This is a genomic window from Paraburkholderia sp. Ac-20342 (assembly GCF_017104985.1).
GTDB lineage: Bacteria > Pseudomonadota > Gammaproteobacteria > Burkholderiales > Burkholderiaceae > Paraburkholderia.
This window is the reverse complement of the sequence record NZ_JAAGPQ010000002.1, coordinates 11182-35391: the sequence shown is the minus strand read 5'-3', so window position 1 is coordinate 35391 and position 24210 is coordinate 11182. Positions and strand designations below refer to the sequence as shown.

At 62.5% G+C, this 24210-nt stretch carries 14 protein-coding genes and 1 pseudogene; 11 read left to right on the top strand and 4 right to left on the bottom strand.

Annotated elements, in window-relative coordinates; translation table 11 throughout:
* Positions 1-53: 53 nt before the first annotated feature.
* Positions 54-1235, bottom strand: a complete 1182-nt coding sequence (locus tag G3N58_RS00940; protein ID WP_167282004.1) for a putative zinc-binding metallopeptidase — start codon at positions 1233-1235, stop codon at positions 54-56.
* Positions 1236-1702: 467 nt separating this feature from the next.
* On the opposite strand from G3N58_RS00940, the gene G3N58_RS00935 reads away from it, so the two are divergent.
* Genes G3N58_RS00935 through G3N58_RS00920 form a run of 4 tightly spaced genes read left to right on the top strand, consistent with a single transcriptional unit; the run spans position 1703 to position 9609 of the window.
* The gene (locus G3N58_RS00935; protein ID WP_205988363.1) at positions 1703-5212 is read left to right on the top strand and encodes a transglutaminase family protein; all 3510 of its coding nucleotides are present in this window, start codon (positions 1703-1705) and stop codon (positions 5210-5212) included.
* 29 nt (positions 5213-5241) lie between these two features.
* On the top strand, positions 5242-7941 hold the full coding sequence (locus tag G3N58_RS00930) for a circularly permuted type 2 ATP-grasp protein (RefSeq protein WP_205998272.1): 2700 nt from the start codon (positions 5242-5244) through the stop codon (positions 7939-7941).
* A complete protein-coding gene (locus G3N58_RS00925) occupies positions 7938-8831 on the top strand; it encodes a transglutaminase family protein (protein WP_167044545.1) in 894 nt (297 codons plus the stop codon). The genes G3N58_RS00930 and G3N58_RS00925 overlap by 4 nt, the downstream gene beginning before the upstream one ends.
* A gap of 25 nt (positions 8832-8856) precedes the next feature.
* Entirely contained in the window at positions 8857-9609 is a 753-nt protein-coding gene (locus G3N58_RS00920) for an AAA family ATPase (RefSeq protein WP_205998271.1), read from the top strand.
* 41 nt (positions 9610-9650) lie between these two features.
* Here G3N58_RS00920 and G3N58_RS00915 read toward each other — a convergent pair whose 3' ends face one another.
* The 3 genes from G3N58_RS00915 to G3N58_RS00905 all read right to left on the bottom strand — a co-directional run bounded on the left by G3N58_RS00915 (position 9651) and on the right by G3N58_RS00905 (position 13314).
* Positions 9651-10577 (bottom strand): EamA family transporter, encoded by a 927-nt coding sequence (locus G3N58_RS00915; protein WP_205988378.1) that lies wholly within the window; start codon positions 10575-10577, stop codon positions 9651-9653.
* Between the two features lie 324 nt (positions 10578-10901).
* Positions 10902-12062, bottom strand: coding sequence for a type VI immunity family protein (locus tag G3N58_RS00910; protein ID WP_241016946.1), 1161 nt, complete (start codon positions 12060-12062; stop codon positions 10902-10904).
* The gene (locus G3N58_RS00905; protein WP_205998270.1) at positions 12043-13314 is read right to left on the bottom strand and encodes a VRR-NUC domain-containing protein; all 1272 of its coding nucleotides are present in this window, start codon (positions 13312-13314) and stop codon (positions 12043-12045) included. Before G3N58_RS00905 ends, G3N58_RS00910 begins: the two co-directional genes overlap by 20 nt.
* A 532-nt stretch (positions 13315-13846) precedes the next feature.
* On the opposite strand from G3N58_RS00905, the gene G3N58_RS00900 reads away from it, so the two are divergent.
* The 7 genes and pseudogenes from G3N58_RS00900 (at position 13847) to G3N58_RS00870 (ending at position 24209) form a co-directional block, all read left to right on the top strand.
* Complete coding sequence (locus G3N58_RS00900; protein ID WP_167282017.1) at positions 13847-14269, top strand: MarR family transcriptional regulator; 423 nt, start codon at positions 13847-13849, stop codon at positions 14267-14269.
* Between the two features lie 88 nt (positions 14270-14357).
* Positions 14358-14780: a MarR family winged helix-turn-helix transcriptional regulator gene (locus tag G3N58_RS00895; RefSeq protein WP_167044533.1), complete on the top strand. Its 423-nt coding sequence runs from the start codon at positions 14358-14360 to the stop codon at positions 14778-14780.
* A gap of 81 nt (positions 14781-14861) precedes the next feature.
* Complete coding sequence (locus G3N58_RS00890) at positions 14862-15962, top strand: HlyD family secretion protein (RefSeq protein WP_205998269.1); 1101 nt, start codon at positions 14862-14864, stop codon at positions 15960-15962.
* 7 nt (positions 15963-15969) lie between these two features.
* A complete protein-coding gene (locus G3N58_RS00885) occupies positions 15970-17541 on the top strand; it encodes a DHA2 family efflux MFS transporter permease subunit (protein WP_205998268.1) in 1572 nt (523 codons plus the stop codon).
* Between the two features lie 10 nt (positions 17542-17551).
* A pseudogene (locus G3N58_RS00880) lies at positions 17552-18978 on the top strand (efflux transporter outer membrane subunit).
* Between the two features lie 348 nt (positions 18979-19326).
* Entirely contained in the window at positions 19327-22185 is a 2859-nt protein-coding gene (locus tag G3N58_RS00875) for a type VI secretion system Vgr family protein (protein WP_167044524.1), read from the top strand.
* A complete protein-coding gene (locus tag G3N58_RS00870; protein WP_205998266.1) occupies positions 22182-24209 on the top strand; it encodes a phospholipase D-like domain-containing protein in 2028 nt (675 codons plus the stop codon). The genes G3N58_RS00875 and G3N58_RS00870 overlap by 4 nt, the downstream gene beginning before the upstream one ends.
* Position 24210 lies beyond the last annotated feature (1 nt).

The window sequence follows — 24210 nt, the reverse complement described above, 5'->3', positions numbered from 1 at the left end:
GCTGCCGGTCGATCCGGCAGCGGGTTTTTTTTATGCCGTCGTCGTGCGCGAACTCAGGCGTTGTCGGCGTCGAGTCGATGCGGTTCGTGCGAGGGACCCGCCGCGGCGGCTTCGTTCACGGCGGCTTCGTCCTCGCTCGCAGGCGTTGCCGGCGGATCGGTGGCCCGCGTCTTCTTTTCTCCCGCCGCCGCGATCACGTGATGCACGAAGCGCAGCTTTTCCACCACCGGCGCGGCGAGCGTGAACGGATAGCCATCGGCGATACCGAGGCTGCGGTTCAGGCTGTTCAGCGCATACGTGAGCGGAAACCAGCGCTTGAGCAGATTGTCGAAGCTCGCGTCCTCGACCGGCGTGCGGTCGGTCAGCGTCGGTTCGCGCGGATCGTCGGGCAGCAGCGCGAGGCCGTACGTGCTCGCGGTATCGAGCACGTCGACGATCAGCAGATAGTGCGCCCACGTCTCGGCCCAGTCTTCCCACGGATGCATCGTCGCGTACGCGCTGATATACGAGGCCTGCCAGTCGGCCGGTGCGCCGTCGCGATAGTAGGCTTCGAGCGCTTCGCCGTAATCGGCGCGTTCGTCGCCGAACAGTTGGCGATACGGTTCGAGCCGGCTCGGCTCGTTTTCGATCAACTGGCTGAAGTAGTAATGCCCGGTCTCGTGGCGGAAGTGTCCGAGCAGCGTGCGATACGGTTCGCCCATCGCGGTGCGTACTTTCTCGCGATGGGCGTCGTCGGCTTCGGCGATGTTCAGCGTAATCAGCCCGTTGTCATGGCCCGTCATCACGCGCGCGCCGTCGTCGCCGTCGGCGAGGAATTCGAAGGCGAGGCCGTGCTCGGGGTCCGCGTCGCGCGACGTCACGTCGAGCCCGAGTTCAGCAAGCGTGTACAACAGACGCCGCTTCGCGACTTCGAGCCGATACCAGTAGAGGCGGTTCTCCGGTTCGGCCAGGTTCGGGATCGTGTGCGTCAGATGACAGGCACGGCACAGCGTGTCGGGCGAGGCGTCGGGAATCATCCAGTTGCAGACATTTTCGACCGCATAGTTGTGGCATTGGCGGAACAGCGTGCCGTCCGCGCGCGGATGCAGGCTGCGCCAGCGGCCTTCGCCGGCGGTCTCGAACGCGCTGATTTCCTTGAGATCCGGAAGGTAGCCGAGCAGGGACTCGCAGCGTTCGCAGCGGACGTTCTCATAGAACACGAGTTGCGAGCAGCGATTGCAGTGGAAGGTTTTCATCGGTCGGACCCGGTGGTGAAGGCGGCGTGAAGAGGCATGAGTCACGTTCATGAGCGAAAGCCCGCCGCAATCTTCATGCCGCGATTGCCAGAACTCACTGCTTTAACGCACAGTACGTACATGATCGTGCATCGGCGGCGCGCCGCTTTGGTGCACGGTTCGATGGCGCACCGCGGCAACGCGCGGTGCGTGGCGGGAGTGTTTCGCGAGAGATCGCGGTTAACCGGATAGAGGTTAGATCGAAGTCCAGCGCAACATGATGAAAGTCGCCTCGGGGCAGCGAGACTGGGTAGCGAGACCGGGCGGCGAGCTCAGGCAGCAGCGAATGCAACGGCAGCAGATGCAACAGCAGCACACGTCAGCACAACGCAATTCATGAAGCACCAGGCGGTTCAGGTAGCGGTTGTCGCTCAACGGCATAGAGCTTGCTTTCTGGCGGGCTGCCCATCTTCGTCGAGGAGTCCGGAGTGTCCATTCGCGTCGCGTTGCATCACGTTACTCATTACCGCTACGACAGGCTCGTCTCGCTGTCGCCCCAGGTCGTGCGGCTGCGGCCCGCGCCGCACTGCCGTACGCCGATCCTGTCGTATTCGATGCGGGTCGAGCCGGAGCGGCACTTCATCAACTGGCAGCAGGACGCCTTCGCCAACTATCAGGCGCGGCTCGTGTTTCCCGAACCGACGCGCGAATTCAAGGTGACCGTCGATCTGGTCGCCGAAATGGCCGTCTATAACCCGTTCGATTTCTTTCTCGAACCGTCGGCCGAGCAGTTTCCGTTCGACTATGCGCCGGAGCTTGCCGCCGAACTCGCGCCGTATCGCATCCAGCGGCCGATGACGCCGCGCTTCGCCGAATTCGTCGCGAGCATCGACCGCACGCCGGCCGGCACCGCTAACTTTCTCGTCGCGCTCAATCAGCGGCTGCAACACGAGATCCGCTATCTGATCCGGATGGAGCCCGGCGTGCAGACCCCCGAGCAAACGCTCGTAAACGCTTCGGGTTCGTGCCGCGATTCGGGCTGGCTGCTCGTCGAGACGCTGCGGCAACTCGGCTTCGCGGCGCGCTTCGTGTCGGGCTATCTGCTGCAACTCGCGCCCGACGTCAAAGCGATCGACGGCCCGAGCGGCACCGAAGTCGACTTCACCGACCTGCATGCGTGGTGCGAAGTCTATCTGCCCGGCGCGGGCTGGATCGGGCTCGATCCGACCTCGGGGCTGCTCGCGGGCGAGGGGCATATTCCGGTTGCGTGCACGCCGGAGCCGGGCAGCGCGGCGCCGATCTCGGGCGCGGTCGACGAATGCGAGGTCGAGTTCGGCCACGCGATGTCGATCGAACGCGTGCTCGAAACGCCGCGCGTGACGAAGCCGTACAGCGAGGAAGTCTGGAGCGACGTGCAGGCGATGGGCGCGCGGGTCGATCGCGAACTCGCCGGGATGGACGTGCGCCTCACGATGGGCGGCGAGCCGACCTTCGTGTCGGTGCGCGACCGCGACGCCGCCGAATGGAACACCGATGCGCTCGGGCCCACCAAACGCGGCTACGCGGTCGCGCTGATGGACCGGCTGCGCGAGCGCTACGGCGCGGGCGGCTTCCTGCATCTCGGCCAGGGCAAATGGTATCCGGGCGAGCAGTTGCCGCGCTGGGCGATGTCGCTCTACTGGCGCGCCGACGGCGAGCCGTGCTGGCATAACCCCGCGCTCTTCGCCGACGAACGCGAGCCGGGCCGCTATACCGCCAGCGACGCGCAGCGCTTCATCGCGCATCTGGCGGACAAGCTCTCGGTCGACAAGAACTGCATCGAGACCGGCTACGAAGATACCTGGTACTACCTATGGCGCGAGCGCCGCCTGCCCGTCAACGTCGATCCGTTCGATGCGCGCCTCGACGACGAACTCGAACGCGCGCGGCTGCGGCGCGTGTTCGATGCGGGCCTCAGCCACCCGACCGGCTACGTGCTGCCGCTCGGCCGCGCACGCGGCTTGCCCGGCTCGACGCCGAAGTGGGTCAGCGGCCGCTGGTTCTTCCGCGACGAGCGCATGTACCTGATTCCGGGCGATTCGCCGATGGGCTACCGCTTGCCGCTCGACTCGCTGCCGTGGGTATCGGAGACCGACTATCCGTATCAGCACGCGCACGATCCGTTCGCGCCGCCGCAGCCGTTGCGCACGGCCGCGCAGTTGCGCCTGCAATACGAAGGCGTGCGCGAGCAGGCGGGGTCCGCCGAGGCAACGGCCGAGGCACGCCAGGCCGCGGCGTTGTCGCTATCCGCGGCGGATGTGCTGAGCGGCATGCCGGGCGGCACCGTGCTGGCCTATGCGCCACGCGCCGACGAGGCGCGGGAAGGCGTGCTGGGAGAAGCGCAGGCGCCCGCACGCGGGCAATCGTCGGCGGATACGCTGCGCACCGCGCTCTGCGTCGAGGCGCGCGACCCGAAGCGCGCGGCCGGCCCGAAGGCCGAAACGGATTCGTTCGGCAGCGGCCATACGCTGCTGCATGTATTCATGCCGCCGCTGACCGATCTCGACGATTATCTCGACCTGCTCGCCGCAGTCGAAGCGACGGCCGAAGAACTGAAGATGCAGGTCGTGCTCGAAGGCTATCAACCGCCGCGCGACGCGCGCCTGAAGGTGTTGCAGGTGACGCCCGACCCCGGCGTGATCGAAGTCAACATCCATCCGGCCGCGAGCTGGGAGCAACTCGTCGATCACACCGAGTACCTGTACCGGTCGGCCGAGCACTGCTATCTGAGCAGCGAGAAGTTCATGCTCGACGGCCGCCACACCGGCACCGGCGGCGGCAATCACTTCGTGCTCGGCGGCGCGACGCCGGCCGACAGTCCGTTTCTGCGCCGTCCCGATCTGCTCGCGAGCCTGGTCGCGTACTGGCATAACCATCCTTCGCTGTCGTATCTGTTCTCGGGGATGTTTATCGGGCCGACGAGCCAGGCGCCGCGTATCGACGAGGCGCGCAACGATCAGGTCTACGAACTCGAAGTCGCGTTCGCCGAATTGCAGCGGCAGATCGATCTGCTCGGCGGTCGCGACAGCGCAAGCCTGCCGCCGTGGATGATCGACCGCGCGCTGCGCAACATCCTGATCGACGTGGCCGGCAACACGCACCGCGCCGAGTTCTGCATCGACAAGCTCTATTCGCCCGACGGCCCGACCGGCCGTCTCGGCCTGCTCGAACTGCGCGGCTTCGAAATGCCGCCGCATGCGCGCATGAGTCTCGTGCAGCAACTGCTGCTGCGTGCGCTCGTCGCGCGTTTCTGGCGCACGCCGTACACGCAGCGCCTGACGCGCTGGGGCACCGAGCTGCATGACCGCTTCCTGCTCGGCACCTTCGTCAGGATGGATTTCGACGACGTGCTCGCCGATCTCGGCGAAGCCGGCTTCGCATTCCATAGTGCGTGGTTCGCGCCGCATTTCGAATTCCGCTTCCCGCTGGTCGGCGAGATGGTCGTGAGTGGCGTCGATCTGACGATCCGCAACGCGCTCGAACCGTGGCACGTGATGGGCGAGGAAGGTGCCGCCGGCGGCACGGTGCGCTATGTCGATTCGTCGGTGGAGCGGCTCGAAGTGCGCGCGCTCGGCTTGAACGGCAACCGCCATGTGCTGACCGTCAACGGCGTGCCGGTGCCGTTGCAGCCGACCGGCCGCGTCAGCGAATACGTGGCCGGGGTGCGCTTTCGCGCGTGGTCGCAGGCGTCGGCGCTGCATCCGACGATCGGCGTGCATGCGCCGCTCACGTTCGACCTCGTCGATACCTGGACCGGCCGCTCGCTCGGCGGATGCCAGTATCATGTCGCTCATCCGGGCGGGCGCAACTACCAGACCTTCCCGGTCAACGCCTACGAGGCGGAAAGCCGGCGGCGCGCGCGCTTCTTCGCGTCGGGTCACACGCCGGGGCCGCTCGCGGTGGGCACGCCGCGGCGCAGTCTCGAGTTTCCGTTCACGCTCGATCTGCGCCGCCGTTGACAACGATGGACTCCTGACCTCACACGACCTTGGCCTTTCAATCGACCTTGCCCTTCGAAGCGTCCGCGCCGCACGCGGACGCTTTGTCCCTGTTGCGGTTGCTGCCGGGTCATGACGGACATTGGGACGAACTGCGCGACGCGTCCGGCGCGCTGCGCGAACCGTGGCGGCAGTTCTTCGCGCTGCTCGGCGAAGACGGCATCGCGCGGCTCGCGGACCATAACGCGTCGATCGCGCAGCAGATTCGCGACAACGACATCAGCTACAACGTCTATGCGGACAACGGCGAGTCGCGGCCGTGGGCGCTCGGCCTGCTGCCGTTTCTGATCAGCGAAGCCGAGTGGGAGCAGATCGAGCGCGGCGTGAAGCAGCGCGCGCATCTGCTCAATGCCATCGTCGCCGACATCTACGGCGCGCGCACGCTGCTCGAACGCGGGCAATTGCCGCCCGCGCTGGTCTTCGGGCATCCTGGCTATCTGCGTTCGGTGACGGGCTTCACGCCACCGGGCGGGCAGTACTTGCAGGTCGTCGCGCTCGATCTGACGCGCACGCCGAACGGCGAGTGGAGCGTGCTCGCGCATCGCACCGAGGCGCCGTCCGGCCTCGGCTATGCGCTCGAAAACCGCCTGATCGTCTCGACGCTGTTCGCCGGGCCGTTCCGTGCAATGCGCGTGAGCCGCCTCGCGCCGATCTATTCGCAACTGATCGCGACGCTCGTGCGATCCGCGCAGGCGACCCTGGGCAACGCAGCGAACGCCGGCGATGCCGATGCATCATCTTCTGATATATCGCCGCATATCGCGCTGCTCACGCCGGGGCCTTACAGCGAGACCTATTTCGAGCACGTGTTTCTCGCGCGCTATCTCGGCGTCACGCTGGTCGAGGGCAAGGACCTGACAGTGCGCGGCGACCGGCTCTATCTGAAGACATTGACCGGGCTCGAACGCGTGCACGTCGTGCTGCGCCGTCTCGACGACGCGTTCTGCGATCCGGTCGAGCTGCGTGCCGATTCGACGATCGGCGTGCCGGGCCTGTTGCAGGTGATGCGCGCGGGCAATGTGATCGTGTCGAACGTGCCGGGCGCGGGCTTCGTCGAATCGCCGGCGCTGCACGGCTTTCTGCCGGGTATTGCCGAGGCGCTGCTCGGCGAGGAACTCGTGCTACCCGGCGTGCCGACCTGGTGGTGCGGCGAGGCGGCCGCGCGCGAGCATGCGTTCGAGCATCTCGACACCGCCTTTATCGTGCCGACATGGCCGCTCGCGGGACGCGACGCGCCGCCGGGCATCGAGCAGGGCGCGCAGCCGCTCGCGGCCTGGCGCGAGCGCATCGAGGCGATGCCCGATACGTTCACGATCCAGCAGGAGCAGCGCTTTTCGTGTACGCCGCGCTACGAGGCCGGCACGATCGGCGGCCGGCCGTCGGTGCTGCGCGTCTATGCGATCGCCGACGTCAACGGCGGCTGGCACGTAATGCCGGGCGGCTTTACGCGCATGGCCGCCGAGCGTCAGACGACCGTGTCGATGCAGCACGGCGGCAGCAGCGTCGATACGTGGGTGCTGTCGAGCCAGCCGAGCTCGACGTTTACGCTATTGCCTTCGCCGATGCAGCCCGCCGACCTTTCGCGCCGGCATCGCACCGTGTCGAGCCGCGCCGCGGAAAACCTGTTCTGGGCCGGCCGTTACGGCGAGCGCGCGGAAAACAACGTGCGGCTGTTGCGGCTGATTCTCGGCTCGCTCGAAGGCAACGATGCCGATGCGATGTTTCCGGCGCTGGTCGAACTCGCAACGTACTGCGGTCTCGTGCAGCCGGGCGATATGGCGTCGCCGCATACGCCGCCTTCGCCGCAGACCTTCGAGCGCGTGCTCGTCGCGAATCTCGCCGGCAGTGCGGGCAGCGTCAGCATCAGCCAGAACCTGAGCAGTCAGGCGCGCGCGAACGGCGAGGTGCGCGGAAGATTGTCGAACGATCACTGGCGCGTGATTCTCGCGGCGCGTAATGACTTCGAGGATGCATTGCAGGCGTTGTTGCCGGTGGCCGCTAATGGCAATAGCAGCGGCAAAGGCGGCGCAAGCGGTGCGGCGGGTGGTACGGCAGACGGTACGACGAATAGCGCAAGCGCCAATGCCGCCGATCGCTACGACCGCGTGACGCTCGCGAACGCGCTCGAACATCTGTCGGTACAGTTGTCGGCGATCAGCGGCGCACAGGGCGATCGCATGACGCGCGACGGCGCGTGGCGCCTGCTGTTCGTCGGCCGCCATATCGAACGCGTCGCGACGATGACCGCATTCGTTCGCGGCGTCGCCGCGCATGGTCAGCTTGCGACGCCGGCCGGTTTCGATCTGCTGCTGCAACTGTTCGATAGCACGCTCACGTATCGCTCGCTGTATCCGGGCCGTTTCGAAGTGCCGGCCCTGCTCGATCTGCTCGTGATCGAACCGCACAATCCGCGCGGCATTTACGGCGTGTACGAACGGCTGCGCAAGAAGCTCGATGAAATCACGGCGACGACGGACAGCGCGCGGCACCGGCCGTTCGCGGAGCTATTGCCGCCCGTCGAATTGCTGCCCTCGCTCGAATCGCTGTGCGAAGTCGACGAGCAAGGCGCCTACGCCAGCCTGATTGCGCTGTGCGATCAGATCGGCGGCTTCGCGAATGCGGCCGCGCATGAAATCAGCGCGCGTTATTTCAGTCACGCGACCACGGTCGCCTCGCAGGTGTGGGTATGAAGAACGCGCCGACCGTGCTGTCCGTTTCGCATCGCACGACTTATCACTACTCGACCTATGTTGAGACCGCGCAGCATCTCGCGACGATCCGGCCGCTCGCGTGCCCGTGGCAGCGCGTGATCTCGCGCAGCGAGCGGATCGAGCCGCAGCCGTCGTATCTGCATAGCCGTATCGACGCGTTCGGCAATGACGTGCTGTACTTCGCGCTCGATACGCCGCACGAATGCTTGCAACTGGTCAGCGAAACGACGGTGTCGCTGACGCCGCGCTGGACCGATCTCGATGCCGAGGCCACGCCCGCGTGGGAAACGGTGGCCGATGCGCTGCGGTTTCGCGTCGGCGGCGAGTTTCGGCCCGAGGTCGAGTTCTGTTTCGCGTCGCCGAATATCGCCTTGCGGCCGTCGCTGCGCGACTATGCGTTGCCGAGCTTTACGAGCGGCCGGCCGCTCGTGGCAGGCGCGATCGATCTGATGCAGCGGATTCACGCGGACTTCGCCTATAAGCCCTCGGCAACGCTGTTCGATACGCCGGCCGAGCGTGCCTTCGAACTGAAAAGCGGCGTATGCCAGGATTTCGCGCAGGTCATGATCGGCTGCCTGCGCTCGCTCGGCTTGCCCGCACGCTATGTGAGCGGCTATCTGCGCAATGATCCGCCACCGGGACAGCCGAAGCTCATCGGCGCCGACGCGTCGCATGCATGGGTTTCGGTGCATTGCCCCGGCAGCGGCTGGATCGATCTCGATCCGACCAACGACGTGCTTGCCGATCTCGATCATGTGACGCTCGCGATCGGCCGCGATTACAGCGACGTGTCGCTGTTGCGCGGGACGATTCTCGGCGGCGGCGCGCATCGGATGGAAGTGGGGGTGACGGTGCTAGGGCTAGAATGATGCAACCGTTTCCACCGTACCTGCGATGATTTCCACCCAGTACATCAGCCGTATTTCACTGCTGCGCGAGAAGGTCGAGTCTTTCGAGTGCTATCCGTTTTCCTTGCCCGCGATTCACTCGTTCGAGTCGCTCGAACCGCATCCGAAGGTGACGTTCCTGATCGGCGAAAATGGCTCGGGAAAATCGACGTTTCTGGAAGCGGTGGCGGTTTCGATGGGCTTCAATCCCGAGGGTGGGACGAAGAACTTCAACTTCGGCACGCGCAACTCGCACTCGAATCTCGCGGACTATCTGCGCATCGCGAAGGGTATCAAGCGCCCCAGGGACGGGTTCTTTCTGCGCGCGGAGAGTTTTTTCAACGTTGCCACCGAGATCGAGAACCTCGACTCGGAGCCGGGGCTGGGGGCGCGCATCATCCACTCGTATGGTGGCCGCTCGCTGCACGAGCAGTCTCACGGCGAATCGTTTCTGACGTTGCTGATGAACCGCTTCGGCGGCAAGGGGCTGTATCTGCTCGACGAACCCGAGGCCGCGTTGTCGCCGCAACGGCAACTCGCGGCGCTTGCCCGAATTCACGATCTCGTCAGCGACGACTCGCAATTTATTATCGCGACGCACTCGCCGATCCTGATGGCTTATCCCGATGCAACGATCTATCACTTCGATGCAAACGGCGTGTCGCAAATGGCGTATGAGGACACGGAGCACTACCAGGTCATGCGCGCTTTTCTGATGAACCCGCAGCGCATGCTCGACACGTTGCTAGGTGGCGAATAGCGCGTATTTGCTGCGCGCGCGAGGACTCGCGGCAAGTCCCGTTACGCGCTCTGCTTGTGCGTCTCGCGCGATGGAATCGTCATGGCGGCGACGCCGGCAACGACACACGCCAGTCCGAGCCACGCCGACGTGGACAGCGATTCGCCGAGCAGCGCCATGCCGATTCCCACGCCAATCGGAACGCGCAGATAGGCTTGCGCGGTCGTGCCGACCGAGCCGAGCGTTTGCACGAGCCGAAAGTAGATGACGAACGCCATGGCCGTCGAAAAGACCGCGAGCGCGGCTAGCGCCATGAGCGATTGCCATGAAGGGTGAAGCGTCCAGGGGCGATCGACGACCAGACTGACGGGCGTGAGCAGTATTGCGCCGGCAATCAGCGAGCCCGCCGCGGGCGCGGCCGGTGAGAGTCCTTTGAACGAGCGACCGTAAATCGCCGCGCCTGCATAGCAAACCGTCGCCGCGACGATCGCCAGTTGCGGAATCAGTTGATGCCCGAGTCCTTCGAATGCGCTTACGCCGACAACGAGGCATATGCCGGCGAGTCCCGCGACGACGCCGAACAATTTGCGGGGTGTCAGCGGTTCATGGCGCGTCATCGTCCAGGTGCCGAGAAATGCGAGTACCGGTGACGCGGAGTTGAGAATGGTCGCCAAACCCGCTTCGACCGAACGTTCCGCCCACGCGATCAGCGTGAAGGGAACCACGCTGTTCAATAGCGCCTGTACCAGGAAGCGGCGCCATGTCGCGAGGCCGCGCGGCATCGGGATGCGTTGGACTTTCATCCAGAACAGGAGCGCCGAACCGGCGATCAAGGTTCTCGCCGCGATGAGCGTTAGCGGGGGAATCGTGGCGACGCCGATCCGGATGAACGTATAGGACGCGCCCCATAGCGTCGAGAGCGCCAGAAGCAGGGCGAGTTCGAGAGCGGTGTTTGGGCCGTTTCCCGTGGCTGGTTCGGTACGGGGCAATTCGATTTCGCCTTGACGGTGTGGGTATGAGCGATGCGCGTCGTGGTCCGCCTGTGGAATCGAATTATGCGTGTGTCCTGATGTGGATGTTTCAGTGTGGAGTGAAATGTGGGTGGGGGTTGGTTTGGTTGTCTTGCATGCTTTGAGAAACGGTATGACGGTGGTTTTCGCTCTGCTCGCTCTGTAAAAGCGATGGACGGGGTACTCCGTTCGATAACCCGGCTTCATCGATTGATTTGATAGTCTGCCTTCGATGCAGTGAAGACCTCGCCGCCGTGGTCGGTGAGGTCGCCGAGCCGAAAAAATCCAGGCCGCTGCCTTGGGTCAGTTTTTCTTCGCGGGGACGATTTCAGGCGTGCGCGGCAACGGTGGCGGACCGGGTAGATCAAAGCGGGCTTCCCATCGACGGGTGCCGTCGAGGTCGGCATGCTCGGCACCCGGCACATTGGTGTGCAGCGAGGGAGGCGCGGGATTGCGCAGCACACGTAGCACGCGATTGACGAACACGTAGGGTTCGGGAAGTCCCTCTTCAGGCGCGCCGAGGCGGGGGAAGTCGCCTGCGCGGATCAGCAGGCAGTGGCCGACCCGCTCGATGCCGATGTCAGGCCGTGCCAGTTCGGCTCGCACGGCGGCTTCCCCGCCGAGGCGGTCGACGAACAGGTCGCCGATGAGGGTGTACCAGTTCACGCCCTTGATGAAGCCGTAATGCCCGACTTTGGCGCCGGGACGAAGGTCTTCATAAAGCGCCGTCATGTGGTCGGTCGATTGACCCTCGTACGACATGGTGTCGTATTCCATATCTTGTATGAACGCGTAGCTGTCGATTTCCAGTCCGCTGAACCGCTGCGCAAGCGCCCACTCCTGCGGCATATACTCGTGGAAACTGTACGGCAGGATGGATGAGAATCCGCCGTAGCCGCCCCGCACCGGAAGCTGTTCGCAGACGAAGCGCAGGAACGCCTCGTAGCTCCGGACACCTTCGGGCGTGTTCACGAAATCCATCGGCATCCAGAATTTGAGGTAGGACAAGCCACAGTCCTGCCCTTTCTTCACGAAAAATCCTGACGGATCGGTATAGTCCTCGGCTACCGCCACATCGGTCAGCGTCTTGATCTGATAGGCTGCGGCGCTATCCTCGTCGATCGCGCTGGAGCGTACGACCTCAACCTTGATTTCGGGCTGAGTTTCCAGAATTGCCCGGCGCATCGCTTCGACCCCGCGTGGCGTCTTCCGGCTGAAGCGGCCGTCATCGCCATTCCTGCCGCCTTTCAGGTAAGGGCCAAACAGTTGCTCGAAACGGTCGAAGCAGGCGAGCAGTCCCCGGCGTACATCGGGCTTCGAACCGCGCTCGAAGAACACCGTGCCGATTACGCCGGGGAAGATCACCAGCCCGCCCCGGTTGTCGTGCTGACATAGTTCCTCGCCATAGCGGCTGAAGGCTTCCGCCGGTGCCAGCACCGGCTTTTTACGGGAAGAATTCATCATGTGATCCGTTTGCAGTAAAAGAAAAATTGGGTGGACTGGTCAGTGCCGCCATCAGCGCCGCGTCGCCCGCTGTCGTGGTGATCGCCACCAGCGCGGCCAGCGCGCCGACGAGGGCCTGCGTCAGCACAACGGGAACGAGGACCCCATCGATGACGAGGACAACCACGGCCATCCCCCCGGACATGGTGATGCACACCTGTCCCCAGTCGATCTGCCGGAGTTGCTGGACGGTCAGGTCGGTCTGCTGTCTGATCTGCTGCCATGCGGCCTTGAGTTCCGCAGCGGTGTAGCGCGACACGGCCCGGTTTGCATCGTTGAGGTAGTGCCATTCATGGCCGGCGGCATGCGCTTCCGTTATCCACCGGCCCTGCTCGAACAGCCACTGCGCCTCCTGACGCAGCCAGGCTTGGGTGTCGTCAGAAAGCTCGCGGGCCCCTTGTGCCGCCGTATCCCATAACGCCGCCACACCGCTCGCGGCCGAACCGGCTGCGCCCTCCAGCGCGCTCCACGGCTCGAACCATGCGGCCTGTGGGACCGGTATCTTCGAGCGGAGCCGGGCGCGCAGCAGCAGCCTGCCGGCGACCTTGCCGAGGAACCCGGCGGCAATGGCCGCCTCGACCATTGCCTTTGCACGTTCCTCACCACCCGAGACTTTCAGCACGGTCATGTGGCGGTTATCGCCGGCAATGCCGAGATAGTCGCGCTCCTGGTTTTCGCCCCAGGTGTCTCCCGGAAACTTGACCTCGACGAGCCTCAGCAGGTTCGGCCACTGAGCCATGCCGTCGTGATCGACGGTCCCGCGTCCCGGCCAGCGGTTGCCCTCGTTCTCGACGATCACCACATCCGGGCGGCGCACCTCGCCCGCAAGGCTGCCAGGCAGGGGAAACGGGTTCTGGCTGTGGCGGCGCCCGGGGGTGTCGCCATCGCTCTTGCTGAGAAAAGGAATTGGCGCTTTTGCATGTCTGCTTGTTATCCACGGCCGCATATCAAACGACACCTCGGCCTTGTACCGCCAGCAGAACTCATGTTTCCTCTCATCCGCGCGAATCGCCGCGCTCATCGCAATCTGCTTGAGCAGGCTCGTTCCCACGAGGCCATCCGGTCTCTGCACCCGCAGTACCTCGGGCCACCACATCGCCGAGCGGATTTTTTCTTCGAGGTAACCCATTGCCTGATGCGGAAGACGGACGTATTTGGGTATGTCCTCCCGAATGGTCACGGTTGTGTCAACGGGAATCATCTGTGCTGCCATTAATACATGGTCTCCTCTTCAGTTGAGCTATTTGGTGATGTTGGTTGGCAAACAATCTCCGTCCCGCCATCCGCGAAGGAAAGCTTGCGGATGGGCTCTCCTCAATCGCGAATAGGGGGCAAACCGACATATGGCCTGCGATCGTTCCCAACTTCCCGCAGAAAAGCAACGACACGGTTTTGTCAATGAGTCGGAGATACCCTCGGCAAGAACGGACTCAGCCGTCCCGGAAGCCCACCGAAGTGCCGTGTCCTATGACTTTTGCACTAACTGCGCGTGGCACATCTGTGCTCAAGGCGATGATCTATTCATGACTGAAATTGTGAAAAATCCTTGAGTTTTAAGGCCGGAAAATATCCGCTAGAGCATCATTTCTTCTCCCGATGGCAAACGCGCTTGCCATATGGGTCACGATTCAGCACGACGGAAGAGACAGGGCTAACGACAGGAACGGCGATGTCCGCTATCGAGCAAGGCTCTTCAATTCACAAAAATCTTGACTATGTGCGTATGCACATATAGACTGCCCAGCATGACCCGACCGATCTCCTACGACGAATGTAACTGCTTCGCGCTGCGCCAGGCGGCGCGGCACGTCACGCAAATCTACGAACGCCATCTCAGTGGTGTCGGGCTGACGGCTGCGCAGTTCACGATTCTCGCCAAGCTCGCGCGCATGCCGAATCTGCCGATGGCAGACCTTGCGGACGCAATGGTCATGGAGCGCACCACGCTAGTTCGCGCGATGAAGCCGTTGCAGCGCGACGGCCTCGTGGTGGCCGAGGCGGCGGAGCACGATGGCCGTACATTTCTGTTCAGCCTGACGGAAAAGGGCGAAGGGACGTTCGATCAGGCATCCATTGCATGGCGCGAAGCGCAGGACGAATTCGAAAAGAAGTTTGGCCGCGCGCGCGCCAAAATGCTGCGCGCCGAGTTGTTCAGCATTACCGGTTAGATTGCGCGGATCAACCCGCTTCGGCGGGTTTTCTTATATCTTTTTGTGTGCATATGCACTAACGTGCAACGAGCAGGAAAGTACCGCAATGGAAGCACTTTTCGACGACGACTGCTTTGCGATCCGCCAGGCGGCGCGCCACGTATCGCAAATCTACGACCGGCATCTGTCGAATGTCGGGTTGACCATTACGCAGTTTTCGCTGCTAGGACGGCTCAGGCGCACAGGTCCGATGACGATGAAGCAGATCGCCGAGGCAATGCACATGCAGCGCACCACGCTGGTCCGCACGATCCAGCCACTGCGCCGCGATGGCCTCGTGTCGAGCGCGACGAGGGGCGCGGATGCACGCACGCTGTTGATTTCGCTGACCGCGACCGGTGCGGAGCGGCTGAGCGCGGGCCGCGCGCATTGGCACGCCGCGCAAGCCGAATTCGAACACCGGTTCGGCGAGCAGCGCGCGGCTGCGCTGCGCACCGAACTGTTTGCGATCACCCGGGATTCGCTTTGACATCAACGCTAGAAGTCGCGGAGGCCGGCGCATGGCGCCGTTTTTTTTAACCTGATAAGTGCATACGCACATATACGAACCATGTCCACTACACCTTCGACTGTCGCGCCGCCGAGCGCGCTGCAACCCGCCCGGCAGGTACGGCGCATTCCGTGGATGCTACTCGCGGTTCTCACGGTCATTGTCGTTCTGGCGCTTGCTGCTTCGTACTGGTTCTTCGTCGGCCGTTTCGTCGAGACGACCGACGATGCCTACGTCGGCGGTGACGTGACCGTGATGGCGCCGAAGGTGAACGGCTTCGTCACCGACGTGCTCGTGCGCGACAACGAGTTCGTCCACGCGAACCAGGTGCTCGTGCGGCTCGATGCGCGCGATTACGAGGCCCGTCTCGCGCAGGCGAACGCCGAAGTGGAGAGCGCGCAGGCGGCCGTCATCGAACTGGAAGCGAAGAAATCGCTGCAACTCGCCTCGATCGGCGAGCAGGCCGCCGAGGTTCGCGCCTCCGGCGCCGAGCTGACGCGCAGCGCCGCCGACCAGACGCGCTATCGCGAACTCGTGAAAGACGATGCGGTATCGAACCAGGTCGTCGAGAAGGCCGACGCCGATCTGACGAAAGCGCGTGCCGCGGTCGATCGCAGCGGCGCGGCGCTGCTTGCCGCGCAACGCCAGATCGCGGTGCTCGACGCGCAGATTGGCGACGCGAAGGCACGTATCGCGACCGCGCAGGCCGCACAGCGCGTCGCGGCGCTGAACGTCGGGTACACGACGATCCGTTCGCCGATCGACCGCTATGTCGGCAATCGCACCGCACGCGTGGGGCTGCTTGCGAACACCGGCGTATCGCTGCTGACGGTCGTGCCGGCGAGCGGTTTGTGGATCGACGCGAACTTCAAGGAAGACCAACTGAAGAAGATGCATGCCGGAGACAGCGTCGACGTCGATCTCGACGCATCGAGCCGGCAACTGCATGGCGTGGTCGAAAGTCTCGCGCCGGCTACCGGCGCAACCTTCAGCCTGCTACCCGCCGAAAACGCGACCGGCAACTTCACGAAGATCGTTCAGCGCGTGCCGGTGCGCGTGCGCCTCGATGTGCCGAAGGACATGCAAAACGTGCTGCGTCCCGGTCTTTCGGCGACGGTCAAGGTACACGTCGACGCCGGCAACGCGGCAACTCGGGGATAAGCCGATCATGACTTACGTTCCCGACAATCCCGCCGATCAGCCGACCCGCACCAAGGTTTTCGCGTTCACGCTGATGTGCATCGGCTTCTTCATGGCGACACTCGATATCCAGATCGTCGCATCCTCGTTGCGCGACATCGGCGGTGGATTGTCCGCGAGTCAGGACGAATTGCCGTGGGTGCAGACTTCGTATCTGATCGCGGAGATCATCGTGATTCCGATGTCGGGCTGGCTCACGCGCGTGTTCTCGACACGCTGGCTTTTCACGTTCTCCTCGTTCGGCTTCACGGTAACGAGCATGCTGTGCGGGCTCGCATGGGACATCCACTCGATGATCCTGTTTCGCGGTTTGCAAGGTGCGCTCGGCGCCGCGATGATTCCGACCGTGTTTACCACGGCATTCGTGCTGTTTCCGGGCAAGCAGCGCCTGATTGCGTCCACGACGATCAGCGCGCTTGCCTCGCTCGCGCCGACCATCGGCCCCGTGATCGGCGGCTGGATCACGTCGCAATGGTCGTGGCACTGGCTGTTCTATCTGAATCTCGTGCCCGGTGTGATCGTTACGCTGATGGTGCCGAAGTATGTGCATATCGACAAAGCCGATCTGTCGTTGCTGAAGAAGGGGGATTACGTCGGCATTCTGCTGATGTCGGGCTTTCTCGGCTGCCTCGAATACGTGCTCGAAGAAGGCCCGCGCAAGAACTGGTTCGGCGACGACGTCATCGTATTGTGCGCGTGGGTCGCGGCAATCTGCGGCTTTCTGTTCGTCGTGCACGCCTTTACGGCGAAAGACCCGATTGTCGATCTGCGCGCGCTCGCGCTGCGCAATTTCGGCATCGGCAGTCTGCTGTCGTTCATTACCGGCATCGGGATTTTCTGCATGGTATTTCTGACGCCGGTCTTTCTCGGGCGCGTGCGCGGTTTCGATTCGTTGCAGATCGGCCTTGCGCTGCTGTCGGTCGGCTGCTTTCAACTGCTCGCGCTGGTCGCCTATTCGATGCTCGCGCGCTTCGTCGATATGCGCATGCTGATGGTGTTCGGGCTCGTACTGTTCGGCATCGGCTGCTATCTGTATGTGCCGTTGACGAGCCAATGGGGCTGGCAGCAACTGCTGATTCCGCAGGCGTTGCGCGGCATTGGTCAGCAGTTCTGCATTCCGCCGATCGTCACGATGGCGCTCGGCGCATTGCCGCCGTCGCGGTTGCGTTCCGCGAGCGGGCTTTTCAATCTGATGCGTAATCTCGGCGGTGCAATCGGCATTGCGGTCAGCAGCACGATGCTGAATGACCGTTTGAATTTCCACTACGAACGGCTTGATGAGCATTTGACCGCGGGCCGTCCGGTGGTCGAGTCGATCCTGCAAAAACAGGCCGAATATCTGTCGGCCGTCGGCGGCGGCGTATTGAATGCAGCGAATGCGGGGCTCGGTGAATTGCACGCGGTACTGATGCGCGAAGCGCTCGTTCTTACTTTCTCCGACGCGTTTCTCGCCGTGTCGCTTTGCTTTGTGGTCGGCTTGCTGAGCGTGCTGTTTTCGCGCCCGTTCGGCAATACCGCGCCGCCGCCCGAAGCCCATTAAGGAGTCGAACATGAAGCGGATGATAATGACGTGGGCAGCGAGCGCGGCATGGCTCGCGCTTGCGGGATGCGCGGTGCAACCGGCCACGCATGCGGATTTGCCGCAGACGGTAGCGACGATCGCGCCGGCTGCGTGGAGCGTCGATGCGCCGCAGGACAGCGTGAGTGCCGATGCCTGGTGGACGCAGTTTGGCGATCCGGTCATGCATCAACTGGTCGAAACGGTGTTGACCGGCAACCTCGACGTGCAGGCTGCAATGGAACGCGTGAAGCAGGCGCAGGATCTCGTCACGCAGGATCGTGCGGCGCTCGTGCCGCAACTGAATGCGAACGCGGGCGCGTCGAGCACGCGCCAGAACACGCCGCCGCCGCTCGGCTATGTGCGGCAGGCCGGCTTCGGCGTGGCCGCGAGCTGGACGCCCGATGTGTTCGGCGGCGAACGTCTCGCGGTGCTGGCCTCGCAGGCGCAGGTGTCGGGACGCGAAGCCGCCTTGAACGAGTTGCGGCTCGCGCTTGCGGCGAATACGGCGGCGGCCTATATCGATCTGCGCTGGGCTCAGGCGCAATTGCAGATTCTCGGCGACAACGAAGCGATTCGCAGCCGTGCGCTGAAGCTCACGCAGGAGCGCCTGCATTACGGTCTGTCGACGCAACTCGACGTCGCGCGCGCGCAAAACCAGCTGGAGGATTTGCAGGCGCAGATTCCGCGTATGCAATCGGCGGTGCAGCATCAGCGGAGTCTGATCGCCGTGTATTCGGGCCGCACGCCGGAAAGCGTCGACACGCTGCTGCTCGGCGACGCGCGCGAGATTCCGGTGCCCGCGCAAAGCGCGCCGCAGGTGTTGCCGTCCGAGGCGCTGCTGCATCGGCCCGACGTGCGCACCGCGTATGCGCTCGTCGAACAGCGCGCAGCGGAAGTGGGCGTGTCGAAGGCGCAGTGCTATCCGCAGTTCAGGATCAATCTCGCGGATGGGCTGCTTGCTTCGTCATACCTGGGATTGCCGACGCTAACCGACAATCTGTTTAGCGCCGCCCTCAATGCGACGAGCCCGATTTTCAACGCTGGCCGCATTACCGCGAACATCGACGCGAGCGAAAGCCGCATGCGCGAATCGCAACTCGGCTTGCAGCAGACGATGCTGCAGGCGTTGAAGGAAGTCGAGGATAACCGCAGCGATCTCGTGAGCGGCGCGGTACAAGTGCAGCGTCTCGGCGCTGCGCTCGATGCGTCGAATCACGCGCTGCGTTTGTCGACGGAGTTGTACAAGGGCGGTGCGTCGAGCTTTCTCGATGTTCTGGCCGCGCAGGAAGCGTATCTGCGCGACGCGGAATCGCTGAACCAGGCAAGGCGCGAGCATGCGCTTGCGGCGATTGCGTTGTATCGGTCGCTTGGGGCGGTTGGGATGAGGGGGAGGCGGTGGCGGCGGTGGATCGGTGATGGGGTTTGATCGCGGGTAGATGGTGCGGCGCTTACTGCATTGCAGTCCCGGCTATATTCGTTCGTCGAAGGCCTGTTGTATCAGGAGATAGACGCGAGCTTACGTTGCGCGTATCGCAGGTTTCTACGCTGTTTCCATCCCAGTGTATGTGAATCACGACGTATGCAAAATGAATATACTGATGGGCATAGTGTTTTATCGGCAGTGGTCAGCATGAATCTGACCGGCAGCAGTCTGGGGCAATTGGCTGCCCAATTTTACAATTCCCGAAGATTATTCGATTGCATTCACATAATCGTCATACGTAAAATCGCGCGAGGTGAACGGATAATCAGATAAAGAGCGTCATGAATGCACAGGATTTAACCGGGGTGATAACAGGCGGCCTGTCGCAGCAGGACCGTCTTCTGAAACTGGATACGCCGGCAGGCAATGACGTACTGCTGCCACATCGGGTAACGGGGCGTTCGCGGATTGGCCGCGATTACCTGTTTATGCTCGACTGCGTTTCCACGTTGGCCGATGTTCAGCTCAAGACGCTGATTGCGCAGGGCATCACGCTGTGGATCCAGCAGACAGACGGTTCGTACCTCCCGCACCACGGCTACGTGCACATGGCGCGCCGACTGGGGAGCGAAGGCAGTCTTACCAGCTATCAACTGGCGTTTTCCTCATGGATGCACTTCCTGCGGTTTCGCCGTGATCAGAAGCACTGGCAGGACAAAAGCGTCGATGCGATCGTCTCAGACGTGTTCAACCAGCACCCGCAGGCGCACGGCATGTACCGCTTCGTGCTGTCGAAGCCGCTGCCCGAGCGCTCGTACTGCCGGCAGGACGACACTGACTGGAACTTCGTGCACCGGCTCTTGGAGTCGGAGGGGCTGTATGGCATATGGCAGCAGGCGGACGACGGCAAATCGCACACGCTGGTAATTACCGATAACCTCCAGACGCTTGCATCACTCTCGCCGGAGAGGGTTGGTTTCTATCGTGCGGGCGTAAACAGCGAGGCCAATGCGTTGATGCAGTGGTCGGGAACGCGGACGTTGCAGTCCGCACTGCTGTCGACGCGCACGTTCGACTACAAGAATCCGCCGACGCCGTTCAATCCGAAGGCCACGACAACTCCGACGATAGCCAACCAGGGCGCGCTGCCTGGGCAAGCCGAAGTCTATGAATACACGGGCGGCTACACCTACTCGAAACAGGAGCGCGGCGACCATCTGTCGAAAATCCGGATGGAGGAATGGGAGTCGCAGGCCAAGCGGTTCCACGGCGTTGGCGGCCTGCGCGCGATCGATGCGGGGCGGCGCTTCACGATCGCGGGCCATCCCTTGCACGACCAGGATGCTGGCGATCAACGCGAGTTTGCGGCCATTGAGGTCGAGTGGACCATCGAGAACAATCTCCCGATCTCCGGACACGAAGCGAATTATCCGCATAGTCTGAGTAACCAGCTGGCGCAGGCGCGAGCCGATGATACCGGCAAGCTGTTCAACGTCGCACACGCAGACGGCTCGACAGGGTTCTACCGGATTTATATCGAAGCACAGCGTACGAGCGTGCCGTACCGCAGCCCGTTCGAACACCGCAAGCCTGAAGCGAAGCTGGAATCGGCGATCGTTGCCGGTCCGCAGGGGCAGGAGGCGTATACCGACGGGCTTAATCGGATCAAGGTGTTGTTCGTGTGGGACCGGCTTAACGAGGGAGATGAGCGAGCATCCTGCTGGGTGCGCGTTGCGCAGTCCGATACAGGCAATGGTTATGGCGGCGTGCACATGCCGCGCGCGGGTGAGGAACTGCTGATCGGCCATATCGGCAACGACATCGACCGGCCGATCGCGCTGCACCGTGTGTACAACGGCGCGGCCAAACCGCAGTGGCACTCGAACGGATTGCTCTCGGGATTCCGCTCAAAGGAGTTCTCGGGCAACGGGTTCAACCAGATAGTGATGGACGACTCAACCGGCCAGAACCGTGTCCAGCTCTACAGTTCCAGCACCAACGCGCAGTTGCACCTCGGCTATCTGATCGATCATACCGGTAACACGCGCGGCAACTTTCTCGGCAGCGGGTTCGATCTGAGTTCGGAGGCATACGGCGCATTGCGTGCGGGCCGAGGTCTGTATGTATCGACACATTCGACGACGAGCCAGCCGCTCGATGCGCGCATGGCCGGCAATCAGCTCACCGGTTCGCAAGGGGTGCTCGAAGCAGCCTCGCGAGCGAGCGAAATGTCACGAGCGGAAAGCCTGAAGGACGGACACGATACGCTGAAGACCTTTACGGAGGCCACCCAGCATAGCGCGACGGGCTCGACAGGCGGTGGGGGCAGTACGGCAGGGGGCGGCACTGGTAATGCGAATGCGTTCTCACAGCCCGTCATGCTGTTCGCCGCCCCTGCAGGCATTGCGCTGTCGACGCAGAAGTCGGCACATGTTGCAACGGATCAGCACATCAATCTGGTGAGCGGCCAGAGCATGCATATTGCGACGGGCAAATCGCTCGTCGCAAGCATCACCAACAAACTGAGCCTATTCGTGCAGAACGCGGGGATAAAGCTGTTCGCGGCGAAGGGGAAGGTCGAGGTGCAGGCACATGCAGACAATGTCGAGCTGACCGCGCAGAAGTCGCTGTTGCTGGCCTCGGTGACGGAGAGGGTTCAGGCCGCTGCGCAGCAGGAAATTCTGCTGACGTCCGGGGGCGCATATATTCGCCTCAAGGACGGCAACATCGAGATTCACGCGCCGGGGACGATCGACTTCAAGGGGGCAAACTTCCCGTTCAGCGGGCCGACGCGCATGGATGTGACGAACCCGGCGTTCAAGGATATGCCGACGCGGCAGCTGACGTTGAATACCTTCGCTTCGCCATCTGCGACAAATGTCGCTCCCGCAGGCATGCCGTACAAGCTGTTTGCAGATGGCGCATTGGTCAAGCAGGGCGTGTTCGACAATACAGGCCAGTTGCCGATCGATCACCATGTAACGACGCAGAAGTACACGCTAGAACTGGCGAGTGGTGTCAAGCATGAGATACCGGTGCCGGGCGAGTATCGGGATGCTGTCAATGGGGCACTTGCGAATCAGGGATTCCAGTTTCACGCGAATGGCAGTGCGCCGGATGTGACCTCACCCGGCGATCGCGCCCAGCATCGACAACGTTACAGCGACTTGCTCAATCCGCCATCGGGAGAAGATGCATGACCGGCGCGCCGATCACAACACCGCTTGCACAGAACCGGACATCAACCGCAGATGTATGTTCACCCTGGTTCGTGGACTTTACTGACGAGAACCGGCCTGTCGAGTTTCACCCGCTACCGTGCTCCTACAAGCCGCTAGTAAACGGTGAGGAGGCATTCGGTGCCGTTTACGATGCTATTAACGCAGCGAGATTCAGTGTCGATATCATCTGCTGGGGCTTTCAGCCTTCGATGTATTTCAGGCGTGGTGACCGCGGTGCATCGATGAATATCGGTGATCTGCTTATCACGAAGGGGCTGCAAGGCGTGCGGGTCCGAATTCTGTGCTGGGCGGATTCCCTCGGCATTGCGCAGATGTCCGAGAATTCGACTCCAGGTTTGACCTGGTGGAGGCACCTTTTCACGCAGAACGAGAACAATACGGAGCGGGAATACGATCGGGAGTGGTATCGACATGCGACCGCTCCGGGTGTTGGGCCTCAATGGGAAAACGTCAGAAACCGGCAGGCCGCGGAATTGCGGGCACGGCACACGGCAGGATTGCCGCCTCCTGAGCCAAGCCAGCTGGTAGCATTGCAGGGGCTCCCAGGCATCGAGATGCAGACGCGGGATTTCTCCTTGAAAGATCGATGGGAGATCATGTGGCGGGAATCTCGGTTCCGCGATGACAAAAGCCTCAACGAGGAAGCGGTCACGGTCGGCTTCGGTGGCGAACCGTCACATCACCAGAAAATGGTAATGGTGGACTACGAAGCACCGGAACACGCCGTGGGCTTCGTGATGGGGCACAACACGCTCGACGCTTATTGGGACGATGACAGGCATTCATTTGCCCGGATGCATCCGCGCTTCGGGCGCAATGGCGCGACGCCGAGACAGGACATGTCCGCGTGCGTTACTGGCCCGATTCTCGAACATCTGAATGTGAACTTCTGCCGTGCGTGGCAGCACACTACGAAGGTCGACTTGACCACACCGCGCAAGGCGCTGGCGACGCGACTTGCCGTGCGGCAGGAGAGGGGTACACCTCTCATGGCGCAAATTCTACGCACGCAGTCGCAAAAAGCTGAGAATCGCCGGGACATCCGGTCGATGTATAAGCAGGTGACGAACAACGTATCCCGCTTCATATACATCGAGAACCAGTATTTCCGTTGGCCGCCGCTGGTCGATCACATCAAGGCTGCCGTCAATAAACAACTGGCTTGGGGGCGTGACACCGGCAAGGATGGAACGGTTTATTTGTTTGTCGTGACCAATTCCAGCGATGACGCGCTGGAGAACGGGCAGGTTTCGACTTATCGCATGATGGAGTCACTTGGACATGCGGATACGATGCCAAATGTGACGAGGGCGGAGCGCGGCGACGCACTGCAAAACCAGCGAAGCACTCTTCAGTCCCAAATTGACGGTATCGACGATAGCGAGCAGACGGTGAGAGTATATGGCACCGGAACAAGCGCACAGAACGCACCGTTTTTTGCCCAGAGCGAGGCACGTAAGAAAGACCTGCAGAAGAAACTGGATGCCGTGAACAGCAAGATTACCGACAATAACAAAGGGCAGATCATTCCCAGTGATATTCCGGGGTTGAAAACGTTGATCTGCACTCTGGTCGCACCGGACTCCCAGGCGGGAAACTGGATGAATACTTATGTACATAGCAAGATCATGATTATCGACGATGTGTTCCTCACGCATGGCTCGGCAAACGTCAACACACGCAGTATGGAAGTCGACAGTGAATTGAACATTTGCCATGAGCATGGCGATGTAACGAAGACGCTCCGGAAGCGGTTGTGGGCTATTCACACAAGGAACGGCGCTGCCAGTTCTCAAGGCGGGCTGCCGGACTCGGCCGCAAACAATGCTCAGGCTGTCGGTGACAATATTGAGGAGGCGTTCAAGGCGTGGAGTGGGATCGTCACAAGCAACAAAAAACGGATGGACAGCAAGAAACAGGCGCCTTTGGCATCTTTGATCAAGTTTCGAACCGATACGACAAAACGGAGCACGTTGGATTGAT